The organism is Mycobacterium sp. Soil_C_30 (assembly GCF_057656995.1).
In genome coordinates this window covers 190815-207946 of record NZ_JBDGJH010000009.1, presented here as the reverse complement: position 1 = coordinate 207946, position 17132 = coordinate 190815, and the positions used below count along the sequence as shown (strand labels likewise).

The following is a 17132-nucleotide window of genomic DNA, read 5'->3' as shown; positions in this document are numbered from 1 at the left end:
AGGGAGCTCAGGGCATACACCTGCCCGGGGTCGGCGTTGATCTCCACAGTGGCCGTCACGGTGGGTGAGCCCGGCGCAGTCAAGCCGGAAGCGCAGCCGCCGCGGCGCCGCCGAACAGCTACTCTGGAGCATCGCCAGGAGGTATCAGAATGGGTCAGCGCAAGGTCCTGCAGCCCGGTCCCGACCATCCCATCACCATCGAGCCCACCGCGGGCCGCGTCGTGGTCCGGGTCAACGGTGACGTGGTCGCCGACACCCGTTCCGCCCTGACCCTGCAGGAATCCACTTACCCTGCGGTGCAATACATTCCCTTCACCGACGTGGCGCAGCACGGGCTGACGTGCACCACGACCACCACGTACTGCCCCTACAAGGGTGACGCCAGCTACTACAGCGTCACCGCTGGGGGCACCACCGTCGACGACGCGATCTGGGCCTACGAGCATCCCTACCCCGCGGTGGCGGCGATCGCCGGGCATGTCGCGTTCTACCCGGACAAAGCCGAGATCAGCGTCACCGACGATTGACCACCCTCGAACGCACCGTCATCTTCGACGGCCCGGCCAGCCCAGGGGCCACACTGTCCCCGCTGCGGCGCGGCTCGGGTGACCCGACGTTCCAGATTGCCGACGGCGCGATCTGGCGTACCAGCCTGCTGACTTCCGGGCCGGTGACGGCGCGGATCGTCCGCACCGCGCCGAATGCCGTGCGTGCGCAGATGTGGGGTCCGGGCGCAGCGGAATTCGCCGACGGCCTCCCGGCATACCTGGGCGCCGACGATGACGCCGGCGACTTCGTGCCGACGCACCCGCTGGTGGCCGACGCGTTGCGCAAGGCGCCGCACCTGCGGCTCGGACGAACATCGCAGGTGCTCGAGGCGCTGATCCCGGCGGTGATCGAGCAGCGGGTGCCCGGCGCCGACGCGTTCCGCGCCTGGCGGTTGCTGGTGACCAAGTACGGCACACCGGCTCCGGGGCCGGCGCCGGAGCGGATGCGGGTGTTTCCCGCGGCCGAGGTGTGGCGGCGTATTCCGTCATGGGAGTTTCACCGCGCCAACATCGACCCCGGACGTGCGCGGACCGTCGTGGGGTGCGCTCAGCGGGCCGACTCCTTGGAGCGTCTGGTGCACCGTGCCCCTGAGGAGGTGCGTACGGCGATGATGTCGCTGCCCGGCGTCGGCGTCTGGACCGCCGCCGAAACCGCGCAGCGTGCCTTCGGCGACGCCGACGCGCTCTCGGTGGGCGACTATCACGTCTGCAAGATGATCGGCTGGACATTGCTCGGTTACCCGGTGGACGACGACGAGATGGTCGAGTTGCTCGAGCCCATGCGGCCGCACCGGCACCGCGTGGTGCGGCTGTTGTACGTCAGCGGGTATGCGCATGAGCCGCGGCAGGGACCACGGCTGCCGGTGCAGAACATTTCTGCGCTCTGACCTGAGCCTGTTACGGGAGCGGCAGTCCGGGTACACCACACCCGATCGGCAAATACTTCAGGCAAAGGAGCAACTATGCCTAGCTTCACTGTTCCCGGGATGTCGCAGGACACGGCCCGCAAGGTGACCGACCTGCTACAGAAGCAGCTCAGCACGTACAACGACCTGCACCTCACCCTCAAGCACGTGCACTGGAACGTGGTGGGACCCAACTTCATCGGCGTGCACGAGATGATCGACCCTCAGGTCGAACTGGTTCGCGGGTACGCCGACGAAACCGCCGAGCGCATCGCCGCGCTGGGTGCGTCACCGCAGGGCACCCCCGGCGCCATCCTCAAGGACCGCACCTGGGATGACTACTCTGTGGGTCGCGACAACGTGCTCGCCCATCTGGCCGCGGTGAACCTGGTGTACGACGGGGTGATCGAAGACACCCGCAAGTACATCGAAACCCTCGGCGACCTGGATCCGGTGTCGGAGGACATGTTGATCGGGCACTCCGCCGAGCTGGAGAAGTTCCAGTGGTTCGTGCGTGCACACCTGGAGAACTCCGGCGGTGAGATCGTCAGCTCGGGCGAGAGCACCGAAAAGGGAGCCGCCCGCAAGGCCAAGCAGAAGGCCAAGAAGTAGCCAACACTCGATTCAGGCCCGCGCCGCTGTGGTGCGGGCCTGAATCATGTTGGGCGGGATCAGTACTCGGAATCCGTGGCCTTGCGGGCCGGTAGGACACCGCGTTCGGCTGCGGCGGTGTCCCGGTCGAGTCGCTGCGCCCGGTACATCGACACCGTGGTGCGGGTGATCAGCAGGTAGGCGATGCCCACTCCCACCATCGCGCCGGGAATCACGGAGAATGACCCCGTCATCTCCGCGACCATGATCATCACCGCCAGCGGCGCATGGGCGACGCTGCCGAAACACGCCATCATCGCGATGATCATGAACACCGCCGGCCCGTCGGGAAGCGCTGGGGCACCGGCCAACTCGGCCAGTCGCCAGATCGCGGCCCCGACGAACCCGCCGATGACGATGCCGGGCCCGAAGATGCCGCCGGAGCCACCCGTCCCGATGGACAGCGAGGTCGCCACGATCTTGGCGATCGGGAGAACGATGACGATCCACAGCGGTATCGCCATCAGAGTGTCCCGGTCAGCCGCAAGCTGCACCCACCCGTAACCGCTGGACAGGATCTGGGGAATCATCAACGCCAGCAGGCCCACCAACAGACCGCCGACGGCCGGTTTCACAACGGACCCACCCGGAATGGCGAGGCGATCCGCTAACGCCACCGTGCCGTAGAAGATCTTGGCGTACAGGTAACCGACTGCGGCGGAGACGATTCCGACCAGCAGGAACCAGGGTAGTTGCGCCGGGTCGAAGCGATAGTCGGTGGCGAGGTAACCGAACAACGGGTCGAAACCCACGATGGACCCGAACACCGCATACGCGGTACCGGAGGTGATGAAGCCGGGTATCAGGGCCCGGTAATCGAAATCCTCGCGGTAGACGATCGAGGCCGCGAGGACCGCGCCGCCCAGGGGCGCACCGAAGATCGAGCCGATACCGCTGCCGATTCCCAGTGATACCGCCACCCGCCCGTCTGCGTCGGACAGATCCAGCCACCTGGTCAGCAGCGACCCGAACCCCGCAGAGATCTGCGCCGTCGGGCCCTCACGTCCGGCGGAACCGCCGGACCCGATGGTGAGCGCGCTGGAGACCATCTTGACCAGGACCGCCCGCGCGCGGATGGCGCGTGGATCAGTGTGCACCGCTTCGATGGCGTTGTCGGTGCCGTGCCCTTTGGCCTCCGGGGCGAGTGCGGCGACGATGAGCGCCGAGACCAGCGCGCCGGCGGTGGTGATCAACGGGATCGCCCAGGGGCGGTCGAAGCCCTCGGACCCGCGGTCATTGCCGTCGGCGAACGCCGTCGGGACGTCATAACCACCCAGATAGCCGAGAAGGAACTCGGTGGAGTACTTCAGCGCCAGGTAGAACACCACCGCCCCGAGGCCGGCGATGACGCCGATGGACACCCCCAGGATCAGCCACTTGCGGAGGTAACCCGACTCCCGGACGAAGGCGCCCAACCGTCCGCCGGACGTGCCCGTCACGGCAGGATCTCGTGTTCGACGGTTCCGATCCCGTCGAGTTCCAGACGGAGGGTGTCGCCCGGACGCAGCCAGTTCCCGGTCTCCATGCCGGACCCGCCGGCCAGGGTGCCCAGGCCGATCAGCTCGCCCGGCAACAACTGCTCATCGCGCGAGGCGTGGGCCAGCACGTCACCGATGGTCCACTGCAGTCCGGAGGTGCCGACGGTGCTCACCACCCCGCCGTTGATCGCCACCGAGCCGGTGAGCGTGTCGAAACGCGGCAGCACCTCGTCGGCGGTGACCGCGATCTCCGACATGGAGCTGAGGAAGTGTTTGGACTTCTGTGGGCCGAGGCCGCTGTTCATCTCGTTGCGCTGCACGTCGCGCGCGCTGAAATCGTTGAGCAGGACGAATGCGCCGATGGCGTCGGTGGCCTCGGCCGGACCGGCGTTGTGCAGGGGTTCGGCCAACACGAAACCGAGTTCGAGCTCGAAATCCAGCCCGTGGGAGTACCCGGGGAAGGCCACCGGGGTGCCCGTCGGCACGATCGTCATGGCGTTCGACATGTAGTAGATCGGTTGTTGATAGAAGAGTTTCTTCGGCCGGAACAGGGGAAACGTTCGGCGCGTGAGCCTTTCGGCCACCGAGGTGATACGCGCCTGCTTTGGGTAGAACCGGGCCAGCATGCCGCGAGCGGCGTTGACGTTGTGTGTTTCGCTGAGCAGGAAGTCGCGGAACGACAGCGGGGTGAACGGCAGCAGTGCATTCGAGTGCTGCAGGTGACGGTTCGCAGTGGCGAGTTCCCACTCCGGTGTGAACGGGGACGGCCCCAGCGGCGACGCGCCCGGGAGTTCCTGCCAGGTTCCGTCGTGGAGCCGCTGGGTGTGCAGAACATTGTCGGTCAGGACTCTGCGCAGCTTCATGGTTGTCCACTGTGCCATTGCGGCGCCCGGATTTCGGCTTCCGAGGCTGCGACCTGAGCGCTGACCTGCGTTGATGTGGGATTCCGTTATGCTCGGGATCCTCTATCCGAAATCGACCGCAGAGGGAGTGATGAGGCGCTTGCCCGCCGAACCCCGAAGACCCGTCCCACCCCGGACTGATGCCGCGACGAGTTGCAGGCCGGAGGTGGGGAGATGGTGACAGCGGTTGCCGGTATCGCGCTCGGCGTCGTCGTGGTGCTCTTCATCACCGCGCTGACCGGATACTTCGTTGCTCAAGAATTCGCCTATATGGCCGTCGACCGGTCGCGCCTGAAAGCGCGCGCCGAATCCGGTGACGGCGCGTCACAACGCGCGCTGGCCGTGACCCGACGGACGTCGTTCATGCTCTCGGGCGCCCAGCTGGGCATCACGGTCACCGGCCTGCTGGTCGGGTACGTCGCCGAACCCTTGATCGGCGAGAGCATCGGAGTGCTGCTCGGTGGCGCCCACGTGCCCACCGGGGTGGGCATCGCCATCGGTGCGGTGGCCGCAATCGTGTTCTCGACGCTGGTGCAGATGCTCTTCGGCGAGCTGTTTCCCAAGAACCTCGCCATCGCCCGGCCGGAGCCGGTGGCCCGCGCGCTGGCGTTGTCGACCACCTGGTATCTGCGGTTGTTCGGCTGGCTGATCTGGCTGTTCGACCAGAGCTCGAACCTGCTGCTGCGGGCGCTGCGTATCGAGCCGGTGCACGATGTCGAACACTCGGCAACGCCAAGGGATCTCGAGCACATCGTGGCCGCTTCCCGCGATGCGGGGGAGCTGCCGCGCGATCTGTCCGCGCTGCTGGACCGGACGCTGGACTTCCCGACCCGGACCGCCGAGCACGCCATGATCCCGCGGTCGCGCGTGGATGTGGTGCACGCCGACGAACCCGCTGACGCCGTGCTGGCGCTGATGGCCCGTGGGCACACCCGGTACCCGGTCGTCGGGGAGGACGTCGATGATCTGCGCGGTGTGGTGCGCATGCTGGATCTACTGGATCCTGAGGTGTCCGGCGGAACCGCTGGAACACGTTGTCGCCCAACGGTGATCGTGCCGACAGCGATGCCGCTGCCGTCGGTGTTGGGGGCGCTGCGCGCCGCTGACGAGGAGATGGCGCTGGTGATCGACGAATACGGTGGATTCGCCGGTGTGGTCACCATCGAGGACATGGCCGAGGAATTGGTCGGGGAGATCGACGACGAGCACGATGCCGACTCCGACGACGACGCCGTGGCCGAAGGTGACGGCTGGGTGATGCCCGGCGACACCCCGCTCGACGAGGTGCACCGGCTGTTCGATCGCCTTCTGCCCGAGGGCGATTACGAGACCATCGCCGGTCTGGCCATCGCCGAATCCGGCGGGCTGCCCGCTGTCGGCGACACGGTGGCGGTGGCGCTGGAGCCCGAAGCCGCCGATCTGGTGGCCGACGAACCGCAGCCGCAGGATCTGCTGACCATCGAGATCCGGGCCGTCGACAAGCACGTGCCCTCGTCGGTGTTCGTCGCCGTCCGCGCCGAGGAGGCCCAGCGATGAACAGCCCGTTGGTCACCGGTCTCATCACCGTCGCGCTGATCGCGGCGAGTGCGTTCTTCGTGGCCGTGGAGTTCGCGTTGATCGCGGCGCGCAGGCACCGTATCGAGGACGCTGCGTCGAGCAGTCGCTCCGCCCGCGCCGCGCTGCGCAGCTCGAGCGAGCTGTCGGTGTTGTTGGCCGGATCGCAGCTCGGCATCACCGCGTGCACCCTGGCGCTCGGTGCCATCACCAAACCCGCTGTGCACCACTGGCTCACGCCGTTGTTCAGCTCCTGGGGAGCGCCCGGCTGGGCGGCTGACGTCGCCGGTTTCATACTGGCGCTGGTGATCGTCACCTTCCTGCACCTGGTGGTGGGCGAGATGGCGCCGAAGTCGTGGGCGATCGCGCACCCGGAGCGTTCGGCAATCATGCTGGCGCTGCCCATGCGGGCGTTCATGGCGGTGTTCCGGCCGCTGCTGATCGCACTGAACCACGCCGCGAACTGGATGCTGCGCAAGGTCGGTGTCACCCCGGTCGACGAGGTGGCCTCCGGACAGGACCCGGACACTCTGCGGCATCTGGTGGAACACTCGGCGACGGTCGGCACACTCGATGAGCGTTACAGCGCCAATCTGATGAGCGCGCTGGAGTTGCAGGCGTTGACAGTCGGGGAGCTGGTCTCCGGTGAGGTGCCCAGCGCCGTGACCGCAGACGCGGATCCCGCTGCGGTGCAGAGGGTCTCGCGTGCCACCGGGCATCTGCGGCTGCTGGTGCTCGGTGACGGTGTGGAGGGTGTGGTGCATGTCCGCGACAGCCTGTCGGCGCGGCCGGGCGCCACGGCGGCTGATCTGATGCGGCCGGCGCTGGTACTGCGCGGCGCGACACCGGTGTATGAGGCGCTGCGCACCATGCGCGAAACGCGTGGGCATCTGGCCGTGGTGACCGACGGTGACGCGCCGGTGGGGTTGATCACCCTCACCGACGTGCTGGACCGGTTGATGCCGACCGGCGAGACCGCCGCTTAGCCTCAGGCGTCGAGGTCCTGCTGCACCAGTTTGGCGATCTCGTCGACCGTCGCCTCGTTCTCCGAGGCGACGGTCACCTGGGCGCCGTTGCCCGCGCCGAGGGTCATGATCATCAGGGCCGAGCCGGCGTCCACCGGTTCGCCGCCGTCCACCGAAAGGGTGACGGGGACACCGGCTTTGACGACGGCTTCGGAGATGATGGCGGCGGGGCGGGCGTGCAGGCCGATGGCGGAGCCGACGATGACGGTTTTGGTGTGCATTGTTGTTCTCTCCTGTGTCGAGATCGACGTAATGGTGGGTTCTACTCGTACTTTTGGGCCCATGTGTCGGTTTGGGCGCAGGTTTCAGGCCCGGACTTTTGGCCTGATCTCCTTCGTCTGGCTCGTGCCTCGCCAGCCTCGGCCTCAGGCCGCGGCGAGTTCGGTCGTGGCCGGGGCGGTTTCCCTGGGCTTGGCGCCGAGGAACTGCTTGGCCGCGATCACGGCCGCCGCGGCGACGACGGTCCCGGCGACCAGCGAGATGAGGAAGCCGAGCTTGTTGTCGATGGCGAAGAGGACGAAGATGCCGCCGTGCGGGGCGCGGCACTGGACGTCCAGGGCCATGCTCAGCGCACCGGTGACGGCGCCACCGGCCATCATCGACGGGATCACCCGCAAGGGGTCTGCAGCAGCAAACGGGATGGCGCCCTCGGAGATGAACGAGGCACCCAGAAGCCAAGCTGCGCGGCCGTTTTCGCGTTCCGGCTCGGTGAACAGTCCGGGCCGCACCGTCGACGCCAGTGCCATGGCCAGCGGCGGGACCATACCCGCGGCCATCACGGCGGCCATGATGGTGAAGCTCGCGGTGGTGGCCGCGGCCAGGCCGGCGGTGGCGAACGCGTAGGCCGCCTTGTTGACCGGACCGCCCAGGTCGAAGCACATCATCAGGCCCAGGATCACGCCCAGCACCACAGCCGAGGTGCCGGACATGCTCGACAGCCACTCGGTCAGGCTGGTGTTCACCCACGCCAGCGGACGGCCGACCAGGAAGAACATCAGCAGGCCCATGATCAGCGACGCGAACAGCGGGATGATGACCACCGGCATGAGACCGCGGAACCACTTGGGCACGTTGATCCGGCTGATCCACAACGCCGCGAAGCCCGCCATCACACCGGCCACGATGCCGCCGATGAAGCCGCCACCCACGAACACCGCCACCGCACCTGCGGTGAAACCCGGTGCGATACCGGGCCGGTCAGCGATCGCGAAGGCGATGTAACCGGCCAGCGCAGGCACCAGGAAGCCGAAGGCCAACCCGCCCAGGGTGAACAGCACGGCACCGATGTACTGGGTGAGACCGCCCGGGGGCAGGTTGGTCAACGAGTTCTCGAGGGCGTACATGTTGCCGAACGACTGTGAGCCGCCCTCGGGGGTGTTGGCGATCTCGTAGCCGGCGAACAGGAAGCCCAGCGCGATCAGCAGACCACCCGCGGCGACGAACGGGATCATGTAGCTGACACCGGTGAGCAGGATCTGCCGGGTTCTGGTACCCCAGCCCACGCCGGCGGATCCCGACGGAGCGGACGACGTGGTAGCCGCAGAACCTTCCACCCGCGCGGCGTTCGGGTTGTCGGCGGCGGCCAGGGCATCGGTGATCATCTGGTCGGGTTCGTTGATCGCGCGCTTGACCCCGGAGGCGATCACCGGTTTCCCGGCGAACCGCTGGCGGTCCTTGACGCCGACGTCGGTGGCGAAGATGACGGCGTCGGCAGCGGCGATGGTGGCTGCGGACATCGGGGTGCTGCCCGAGGAACCCTGTGTCTCCACGGTGAAGTCGACGCCGGCCCGCTTGGCCGCGGCTGCCAGCGAATCGGCGGCCATGTAGGTGTGGGCGATGCCGGTGGGGCACGCGGTGATGGCCACGATCGACTTCTGGTTGGCCACAGCGGGTTCCGCGGCCGGCGCCGGGGCGGCCGCGGGCGCCGGGGCGGGGGCGGGATTGACCACGTCCTCGACGAGGCCCACCACCTCCTCGGCCGACGAGGCGTCCCGCAGTGACGCGACGAAATCGGGTCGTACCAGGGCACGGGCCAGGCTGGAGAGCAGCTTCATGTGCTCAGCGCCGCCGGAATCGGGGGCCGCGATGAGGAACACCAGATCGGCGGGGCCGTCGGGGGCACCGAAATCCACCTTCGGGGACAGCCGGGCGAATCCTATGGTCGCCGAGTCCACGTACGGCGAGCGGCAGTGCGGGATGGCGATACCACCGGGCAGGCCGGTCGCCGACTGCGCTTCCCGGGCCATGGCTGCACCCCGCAGACCGTCGGGGTCGGTGGAGCGGCCGACGGCGGCGACTTGGTCGGCCAGTCGGCCGATCACCGCCTCTTTGTCTGGGCCACCGTCGACGTCGAGCAGCACCAGACCCGTCTCGGTGATCGGTTGGCGTGGATTGGTCATGTCAGACACCTCGGGTTTCGGCGGTTCGTGGTTCACAGGAGATGGGGCGAGATCGACACGACGCGGACCCCGTCGAGGTCGATGTCGGCCGGTGCGGGCAGTGCCGAGCCGGGCAGCGCGGCGGCGGCGCTACCGTAGGCAACCGCCATCTGCAGGCGTCGTGGCGCTTCCGCCCCGGCGACGTCGGCGCGTACGTAACCGGCGAGTGAGGAGTCACCGGCGCCGACGGTGCTCCTCGGAATGATCGGTGGTGGGGTGGCCAGCCAGGCGCCGGTGTTGTTGACCAGCACCGCTCCGGAAGCGCCCAGGGTGGCCAGGACATTGCCGACGCCGCGGCCCAGCAGGGTCAGTGCGGCTGACACCACGGGTTCCGGATTACCCTGTGCGACGGCTGCTTCCAGCTCAGCGGGTGAGTGCCCGGAAAGGCTGGCCAGCTCGTCGCTGTTCGGTTTGAGCAGGTCGGGGGCCGCGTCGTCGAAGCGGGCGGCCAACGCCAGCAGGGGCCCCTCGGAGGTGTCGACGGCCACACGGCAGGGCAGTCCCCGCAGGGCTGCCACCACATCGGCGTACCAGCTCTGCGGCGCGCCGGGAGGAAGCGAGCCGGAGAGCACCACCCAGTCGGCGGCCGCGGCGCGCTTGACCACCGCATCGGTCAGGGCAGCCAGCGACGCCTGATCCAGCGCGGCGCCCCGCTCGTTGAGTTTGGTTGTGGTGCCGTCATTCTCAGTGATCGCCAGGTTGGTGCGCACCGCATCCCCGATCGGCACCGTCGCATAGGGCACGCCGGTCCCGGCCAGGGCGGAGATGAACGGGTCGCCGTGTGCGGCGGGCAGTACGGCCACCGCGTCGACGCCGGCCAGGGTCAGCGCCCGGGCCACGTTGACGCCTTTGCCGCCGGGTTCGGTGGACACGGTGGCGATGCGGTGCACCGCACCCCGGGTCAGTGGAGTCGGCAGTGTGACGGTGCGATCGACACTGGGATTCGGTGTGACGGTGACGATCACGCGATCACCACTTCGAGACCGTGTTCGGTCAGTGCCGCTCGTGCATCGTCGGCGATCTCGTTGTCGGTGATCAGCGCGTCCACCTCACTGAGGGCGGCGAAGCTGACGAATTCCTCGCGACCGATCTTCGATGAATCCGAGACGACCACAACGTAATTGGCGCATCGCACCATGGCCCGCTTCACGGCGGCCTCCTCGGTGTCGGGAGTGGACAGGCCGTGCGAAGTGGTGATGCCGTTGGTTCCGATGAACGCGATGTCGACGCGCAGGGTGTCGAGCACCCGCAGCACCTGCTCGCCCACGGCGGCCTGGGTGAGGCCGCGGACCCGGCCTCCGAGCAGTTGTAGTGACACCGATGGTGACGTCGCCACCCGCGCCGCGATGGGCACCGAGTTGGTGACGACGGTGAGCTCGTGCTCCTGGGTCAGCATCGCGGCCACCCGCGCGGTGGTGGTGCCGGCGTCGAACAGCACGCTGGCGCCGCTGATGGGGAAGAACTCCATGGCGGCGCGCGCAATCGCATCCTTGTGGTCGGCCCGGGTGCTGTCGCGCTCGGCGACTCCGGATTCGACGACATGCAGAGCGCGGGCAGGCACCGCGCCGCCGTGGACACGGCGCACGACACCGGCCCGGTCCAGCACGGCGAGGTCGCGTCGCACGGTTTCGGTGGTGACCTCGTAGGCCTCGGCCAGTTCGGTCACCGAGGCGCGGCCACGCGACATCACCAGTGCGGCGATGGCCTGTTGACGCTCTTCGGGGTACACGGCGCTCCAGATCAGTGGAATCCCGTTTGTGTGGGATTCAAGCCGGTTTAAATGTTGATATGTGTTGTTTTACGCTTGAACGTGTTGACTTGTCAAGGGAAAGTTGTAATCTACTTCACATGAGCCGTTCATCTGCACCTGTGTCACCTGCTGCCGGTGAGGTCGCCGGGAGCGTCCTGCGGGGCGTGCCGGTGGTCCCCGGCGTCCAGTACGCGCCTGTCATCCGTCCCGGCCACGCGGTGCCGGTGGAACGGCTGGCCGCGCAGCCCGAGATCGAGGAAGCGGCCCGTCCCGCGGAGGTCAGCCGTTTCGTCGCCGCGGCGAACGCAGTGGCGCAACGCCTGCGGGACCGGGCGGCGCACGCCACCGGCGCGGCGTCCGAAGTGCTGGCCGCCACGGCCATGCTGGCGCAGGACCGCGCGTGGCTGGGGGCCGCCGAGAAGCGGATCGGTCAGGGCAGCCCGGCGGTGCGTGCCACCGTCGACGCCGTCGCACAGTTCACCGATCTGTTCTCCCAGATGGGCGGTCTGATGGCCGAGCGGGTGACCGACCTGCGTGACATCCGCGATCGGGTGGTGGCCGAACTCAGCGGCCTGGCCGAACCCGGTGTCCCGGTGCCCGACGTGCCGTCCATCCTGTGCGCCGAGGATCTGGCTCCGGCGGACACCGCGGGACTGGACCCCGCCCTGGTCGTCGGATTGGCCACCACACTGGGCGGGCCCACCAGCCACACCGCCATCATCGCCCGCCAGCTCGGCATCCCGTGTGTCGTCGCGGTCGGGGGCCTCGATGACGTGCAGGCCGGAACACGGGTCCTGCTCGACGGCACCCGCGGGCTCATCGCCGTCGACCCGGAGCCTGCCGAGGCCCGGGCCGAGGTCGAGCGGGCGGGCGTCATCGCCGCGGCGACCGCCGGCTGGGCGGGTCCGGGCGCCACCGCAGACGGGCATCCGGTGGCCGTCCTGGCCAACGTCCAGGACGGAGCCGCCGCCCGGGCCGCCCTGGAGGTGCCCGCCGAGGGCATCGGCCTGTTCCGCACCGAGCTGTGCTTTCTCAACCGCGACTCCGAACCGTCGGTGGACGAACAGGCGCAGATCTACGGCGAGGTGCTCGAGGCGTTCTCCGGTCACAAGGTGGTGATCCGCACCCTCGACGCCGGATCGGACAAACCGCTGAAGTTCGCGGGTCATCCCGACGAGGCCAACCCGGCGCTGGGTGTGCGCGGCATCCGCATCGCGGCGGGCAATCCCGGGTTGCTGGAGCGTCAGCTCGACGCCATCGCGGCGGCGGCGCAGCGCACCGGGACCTCGCCGTGGGTGATGGCGCCCATGATCGCCACGGCCGAGGAAGCCCGAAATTTCGCCGAGCGCGTGCGTGCCCACGGGCTGACGCCGGGGGTGATGATCGAGGTCCCCGCCGCAGCGTTGCTGGCCGACCGCATCCTGGCCCACGTCGACTTCCTGTCGATCGGCACCAACGATCTGGCGCAGTACACCATGGCGGCCGACCGGATGTCTGCCGAGCTGGCCACGCTCACCGACCCCTGGCAACCCGCGGTGGTGGCTTTGGTGGCGCTGGCCGCCAAGGCCGGGGTCGAAGCCGACAAGCCGGTGGGGGTGTGTGGTGAGGCGGCGGCGGACCCGCTGCTGGCGTGTGTGCTGGCCGGGCTCGGTGTCAGCTCGTTGTCGGCGGCCGCGGCCGCCGTGCGCGCGGTGGGCGCCAAGCTGTCGACGGTCACGCTGCAGCAGTGCCGGGATGCCGCGGAGGCTGTCCTGCGCACGTCCAGCGCCGCTGAAGCGCGCGCCGCCGCGGCACGCGTGCTGGGCTGACCGGGGAATAATCGGACCCCAGTCCGGTTATAGTGGGCATCGCTGTCAACCCCAAGTGAGGTGCTTGAATATGCCCGCCATCACCGTAGATACGCCCACCATGTTGGCCTTGCCGCGCGTGTCCGCGCCGTCGCCGGAGGAGACCGAACGCCCTGTGCGGTCGGTCACCACCGGCCCCCGCGGCTACGAAGGGGAGGGCTTCCCCGTCGTCCGCGCGTTCGCCGGTGTGCGCGCCGCCGATCTCGATCCGTTCGTCCACATGGATCAGATGGGCGAGATCGAATACCAGCCCGGTGAGCCCCGCGGCACCGACTGGCACCCGCACCGCGGGTTCGAGACCGTCACCTACATGATCGACGGGCGCTTCGCCCACCAGGACTCCCACGGCGGCGGCGGGCTGATCGCCGATGGCGCCACGCAGTGGATGACCGCAGGCTCGGGGATCCTGCACATCGAGACCCCGCCCGCCGAACTGGTCGAGAGCGGCGGCGTCTTCCACGGCATCCAGCTGTGGGTGAACCTGCCCAAGAAGGACAAGTTCGCCGCGCCGAGGTATCAGTCCATCGAGGGGCAGCAGGCGGCCCTGCTGTCCTCGGCTGACGGCGGAGCGCTGGTGCGCATCATCGCCGGCGACATCAGGACCGAAGACGGGGTGGAGCACGGCCCTGGTGCGACCCACACCCCGATCACGTTGGCGCACGCGACAATCGAGCCGGGCGCCGAGCTGAACCTGCCGTGGAACCGCGAGTTCAACGCCTTGGTCTACGTGCTGAGCGGACGAGGCACGGTGGGGCCGGTGAAGAACCCGATCCAGCAGGGCCAGTTGGCCGTGCTCGGTCCCGGTGACCGGATCTCGGTGAGCGCCGATGCCGGGCAGGACTCCAACCGGCCCGCACTCGAGGTGCTGCTGCTCGGTGGTAAACCCATCCGCGAACCCGTCTTCCAGTACGGGCCCTTCGTGATGAACTCCAAGTCAGAACTCATCCAGGCGGTGGAGGACTTCAACGCCGGACGCTTCGGCGTCATACCGCCGAATGCGTTGATGCCGCATCGGGTTTGACCGGATACAGCAGTTCCAGCTCACCGAGGTTGGCGGCCACCGTCACCAGGGGAAGCGCGTTGGCGATGGGGTGGTCCTCCGCGGGGGCCTCGGTGCGCAACGCCAGGACGAAATCCGCGGTGAGGGGCTCGTCGCCGATCGGCTTGTCGGTACGGCCCGACATCCGGTCGCACACCAGGGCCGTGTGCCGGTCGAGCACCGCCCGGGCGCGTGGATACGCGCCCGGGTCCGGGACCGTGGCGATATCGGCGATCAGGTCTGCCGCGATGCGCAGCCGGATCGCGCGATTCGCGCGGCGCACCACCGGCCCACGGGTGTCGGTGGGGCCGCCACTCTCGGAAAGATATTGGCGCACACCGTCATCGACGGTGCGTGACGCCGTGAGCGCCTGGTAGCTCAGCTCCGTCACCCGGTCTCGGTCGGCGGGCCGACCGCCGCCCTGGGTGATGCGCGAGACGGCGGCCTGCAGATACCGGGTGCCGACCGCGAACGCCGCGGTGGTCGCGTTGGTGACGGCGGTTCCGGAACCGCGGGGCCACAACAGGATCGACACCACGAACCCCACCACGCCGCCCACCACGATGTCCTCGATCCGGACCAGGCCCACCGCCCAGCCGCTGGGTGCGATCAGGTTGAACACGATCAGCACCAGCATGGTGAACGCTGCCTGCCCGGCGGCGAAGGAGGCGACTTCCGGAACGTAGGCGGCGACGAAGGCGACGACGGGCAGCACCGGCCACAGGACGGCGGGCTCGACACCGATCAGCTCGATGAGCACGGCGCCGATGACGAACCCGAGCACCGTCCCCATCACGGCGCGGAACACCCGGGTGCCGGTGGTCAGTGCGCTGCTGCGCAGCACCGACATCGCGGCCAGCACCACCCAGAAGCCGTGCTCCACGGGAAACACATGCGTGGTGGCGACGGCCAGGGCCAGACCCAGACCCGTGCGCAGGCTGTTACGGACGACGACGGCGCGGGTGGCGAGGTAGCCGGAGGGGATGTTGGCGACGGCTTCGGCCTCCGAGAGCACACGTACCGAGGCGCCCATCTCGGGCAGCCGGCGGCCCAGCACCCGCATCAGGACCGGGCGCGCATCGGCGGCCGCCGCGGTGGCGATCACCCGGCCGGTGGCGCCCACCGTCGCCCCGAACGTCCGGCGGGTGAGCAGGCGCCGGCCGATCTCGACGGCTTCGGAGTCGCTGCCGCCGTCCAGCATCTCGGCGATGTCCTCGCGGTAGCGGCCCTGGGCCACCTCGCGCAGGTCGGCCAGCGCGTCGTCGAGTTCGGCCCGCGCCGGCGCCCGGTCGGCCACCCGCGCGATCCGCAGCAGCCGTGCCGAAGCGCGCAGCACCCGCACCGCGGGCTCGGTCATCACACCGAGGTTGTCGGCCGTCTCCTCCTGAACCCGGTCGCAGAGCCATTCCAGGTCGTCGATCACCCGGACCAGGGCCCTGCTGCCGGCGGTCAGGCCGACCGGCCGGAAATCGCTGCCGACGTAGTTGGCCCACAACGCGTTCATCGCCCGGTTCACGGCCCTGCGGTCGTCGTGCCCTTCGAGGTGGTGTGCCAGCGCCCCGCACACCCGGGCGGCGTGGCGGCGCAGGTCGTCGTGATGGCGGGGCGGCAGCAGGAACAGGGCGGCCGGGACACACACCGCCAGCGCGATCAGCCAGCCGAGCAGCCGCTCCCCGACGGGACCGGCGGGCGTGCAGGCGGGCAGCACGAACGTCAGCAGGGTTGCGCGCTGACCCGCGGCGATCGACGTGCTGAGCACGCCGGCGAAGGTGACCGCCACACCGAGGATGAACATCGCCGCCACCGCCAGCCAGGGATGCGGGGCCACCAGCGTGCCCAGCGTGATCAGGACCCCGCCGATGCCCGCCAGTCCGGCGTAGGAGACCGCCCGTCCCGCCCGGTTCCCGGGGAAGTCGACCACGATGAGCAGTGCGATTGATCCGAAGATCGCGAACAGCGGTGTCTGGCCGTTGCCGACCGCGAAGCCGATACCGGCCGAGATCGGGATGACCATCGCCGCGCGCGCCGCACGCCGGAAAGCGTCCAGCTCGGGATCGCGGTTCTCGACCCGGTCCAGCGCCCGGCGCAGCAGCATGCCGGGGGTCTTCATGGGTTCAACCGTAGAGGCTAGGTCCGGTCGGGCCGTGGGGCCGGCACGGACCCCAGGGTGCCGTTGTCCAGAGCGCTGCGGAACTGCTGTTTGGCGACCCAGGTGAACGCGTCCAGATCGCGGGGCAGGGCGCACTGTTCGTAACCGACCAGGAGATAGATCGCCCATTTGGCGAACACATCAGCCTGGCGTTCGTCGCCCAGGATCTCGACCGCCGACGAGTGCACCATGTCGTAGCGGATCTGATCGAGTGTGGTGATGACCGCGCGGACGCGCGGATCCACCGAACTCCAGGCGCGAACCGCGGCGTACGCATCGAAGGGCAGTCCGAGGCCCATCTCGATCATCAGGTCGAGGCGCCGGTGCGGGTCGGTTTCGGCGGTCAATGCGGTGACCCGCTCGCGGGTGAAGCTGGTCAGCCAGTGCTCCACCAACTCATGGGTGTACTCGGCCCAGTTGTTGAAGTAGTGATAGAACGAGCCCGTCGTGACTCCGAGCCGATTACACACCTCGGCGAGTTTGAGCCCCCCATAACCCAGGTCTGCCAGCACTCCAATACCCGTCTTGAAGTAGGCCTCTCTGGTCACAACCGTCGCCATAATCCCCACCCTAAAACAGGGTGCCGGGCTGTTTTATACCCCAGCGCACAACGCGCGAATTATTTGGCAAATTCAGTAGTCCACCTCGGCATTTGTATGCGATTTTCGTCGCGACGAGCGGTCGCGGCGGCGGGATCGCGACGTTGCGCCTTTTCGGCGGCACTTCCGCATCGGGCCAGATAGTGTGACGTTTTGATGACACGACCGCGGGGGTGGCGGTGGTGATGGCGGCGGTCTCGAGCCGGTGCGACAATCGTTTATTCGGGGCCTGCTCACGAATCTCAGG

15 protein-coding genes are annotated in these 17132 nt (G+C 68.6%); 7 read left to right on the top strand and 8 right to left on the bottom strand.

Translation table 11 applies throughout. The features are described 5' to 3' along the window. The first annotated feature begins 149 nt into the window (after positions 1-149). From AC3A6P_RS18855 to AC3A6P_RS18845, 3 genes are all read left to right on the top strand, one after another. A complete protein-coding gene (locus AC3A6P_RS18855) occupies positions 150-527 on the top strand; it encodes a DUF427 domain-containing protein (protein ID WP_487693192.1) in 378 nt (125 codons plus the stop codon). Next, complete coding sequence (locus AC3A6P_RS18850) at positions 524-1435, top strand: DNA-3-methyladenine glycosylase family protein (RefSeq protein ID WP_487693191.1); 912 nt, start codon at positions 524-526, stop codon at positions 1433-1435. The genes AC3A6P_RS18855 and AC3A6P_RS18850 overlap by 4 nt, the downstream gene beginning before the upstream one ends. Positions 1436-1510: 75 nt before the next feature. Further along, positions 1511-2065 (top strand): Dps family protein, encoded by a 555-nt coding sequence (locus tag AC3A6P_RS18845; RefSeq protein WP_487693190.1) that lies wholly within the window; start codon positions 1511-1513, stop codon positions 2063-2065. Positions 2066-2124: 59 nt separating this feature from the next. Here AC3A6P_RS18845 and AC3A6P_RS18840 read toward each other — a convergent pair whose 3' ends face one another. Together AC3A6P_RS18840 and AC3A6P_RS18835 are read right to left on the bottom strand one after the other, a co-directional pair. Next, positions 2125-3543: a chloride channel protein gene (locus AC3A6P_RS18840; RefSeq protein ID WP_487693189.1), complete on the bottom strand. Its 1419-nt coding sequence runs from the start codon at positions 3541-3543 to the stop codon at positions 2125-2127. Further along, positions 3540-4445 carry a fumarylacetoacetate hydrolase family protein gene (locus AC3A6P_RS18835; protein ID WP_487693187.1) on the bottom strand — a complete coding sequence of 302 codons (906 nt, stop codon included), beginning with the start codon at positions 4443-4445 and terminating at the stop codon, positions 3540-3542. The genes AC3A6P_RS18840 and AC3A6P_RS18835 overlap by 4 nt, the downstream gene beginning before the upstream one ends. Positions 4446-4658: 213 nt before the next feature. Here AC3A6P_RS18835 and AC3A6P_RS18830 point away from each other — a divergent pair, with 213 nt between their 5' ends. Both AC3A6P_RS18830 and AC3A6P_RS18825 read left to right on the top strand, forming a co-directional pair. Continuing rightward, positions 4659-6020 carry a hemolysin family protein gene (locus tag AC3A6P_RS18830; protein WP_487693186.1) on the top strand — a complete coding sequence of 454 codons (1362 nt, stop codon included), beginning with the start codon at positions 4659-4661 and terminating at the stop codon, positions 6018-6020. After that, the gene (locus tag AC3A6P_RS18825) at positions 6017-7024 is read left to right on the top strand and encodes a hemolysin family protein (RefSeq protein ID WP_487693185.1); all 1008 of its coding nucleotides are present in this window, start codon (positions 6017-6019) and stop codon (positions 7022-7024) included. Before AC3A6P_RS18830 ends, AC3A6P_RS18825 begins: the two co-directional genes overlap by 4 nt. A gap of 2 nt (positions 7025-7026) precedes the next feature. Here AC3A6P_RS18825 and AC3A6P_RS18820 read toward each other — a convergent pair whose 3' ends face one another. The 4 genes from AC3A6P_RS18820 to AC3A6P_RS18805 all read right to left on the bottom strand — a co-directional run bounded on the left by AC3A6P_RS18820 (position 7027) and on the right by AC3A6P_RS18805 (position 11230). Further along, positions 7027-7284 carry an HPr family phosphocarrier protein gene (locus AC3A6P_RS18820; protein ID WP_487693184.1) on the bottom strand — a complete coding sequence of 86 codons (258 nt, stop codon included), beginning with the start codon at positions 7282-7284 and terminating at the stop codon, positions 7027-7029. Positions 7285-7428: 144 nt separating this feature from the next. Beyond that, positions 7429-9462 (bottom strand): PTS fructose transporter subunit IIABC, encoded by a 2034-nt coding sequence (locus tag AC3A6P_RS18815; RefSeq protein WP_487693183.1) that lies wholly within the window; start codon positions 9460-9462, stop codon positions 7429-7431. Positions 9463-9494: 32 nt separating this feature from the next. Beyond that, complete coding sequence (locus tag AC3A6P_RS18810) at positions 9495-10466, bottom strand: 1-phosphofructokinase family hexose kinase (protein ID WP_487693182.1); 972 nt, start codon at positions 10464-10466, stop codon at positions 9495-9497. Next, positions 10463-11230, bottom strand: a complete 768-nt coding sequence (locus AC3A6P_RS18805) for a DeoR/GlpR family DNA-binding transcription regulator (RefSeq protein WP_487693181.1) — start codon at positions 11228-11230, stop codon at positions 10463-10465. The genes AC3A6P_RS18810 and AC3A6P_RS18805 overlap by 4 nt, the downstream gene beginning before the upstream one ends. 119 nt (positions 11231-11349) lie before the next feature. Between AC3A6P_RS18805 and ptsP the strand changes: the two genes are divergently transcribed. Continuing rightward, positions 11350-13059 (top strand): phosphoenolpyruvate--protein phosphotransferase, encoded by a 1710-nt coding sequence (gene ptsP, locus AC3A6P_RS18800; RefSeq protein ID WP_487693180.1) that lies wholly within the window; start codon positions 11350-11352, stop codon positions 13057-13059. A gap of 70 nt (positions 13060-13129) precedes the next feature. Then, positions 13130-14119, top strand: a complete 990-nt coding sequence (locus AC3A6P_RS18795; RefSeq protein ID WP_487693179.1) for a pirin family protein — start codon at positions 13130-13132, stop codon at positions 14117-14119. Here the strand turns inward: AC3A6P_RS18795 and AC3A6P_RS18790 are convergent. Both AC3A6P_RS18790 and AC3A6P_RS18785 read right to left on the bottom strand, forming a co-directional pair. Then, positions 14082-16247 carry an FUSC family protein gene (locus AC3A6P_RS18790; RefSeq protein WP_487693178.1) on the bottom strand — a complete coding sequence of 722 codons (2166 nt, stop codon included), beginning with the start codon at positions 16245-16247 and terminating at the stop codon, positions 14082-14084. The two genes, AC3A6P_RS18795 and AC3A6P_RS18790, sit on opposite strands and share 38 nt — an antisense overlap. Before the next feature lie 17 nt (positions 16248-16264). Continuing rightward, positions 16265-16846 (bottom strand): TetR/AcrR family transcriptional regulator, encoded by a 582-nt coding sequence (locus AC3A6P_RS18785; protein ID WP_487693177.1) that lies wholly within the window; start codon positions 16844-16846, stop codon positions 16265-16267. Positions 16847-17132 lie beyond the last annotated feature (286 nt).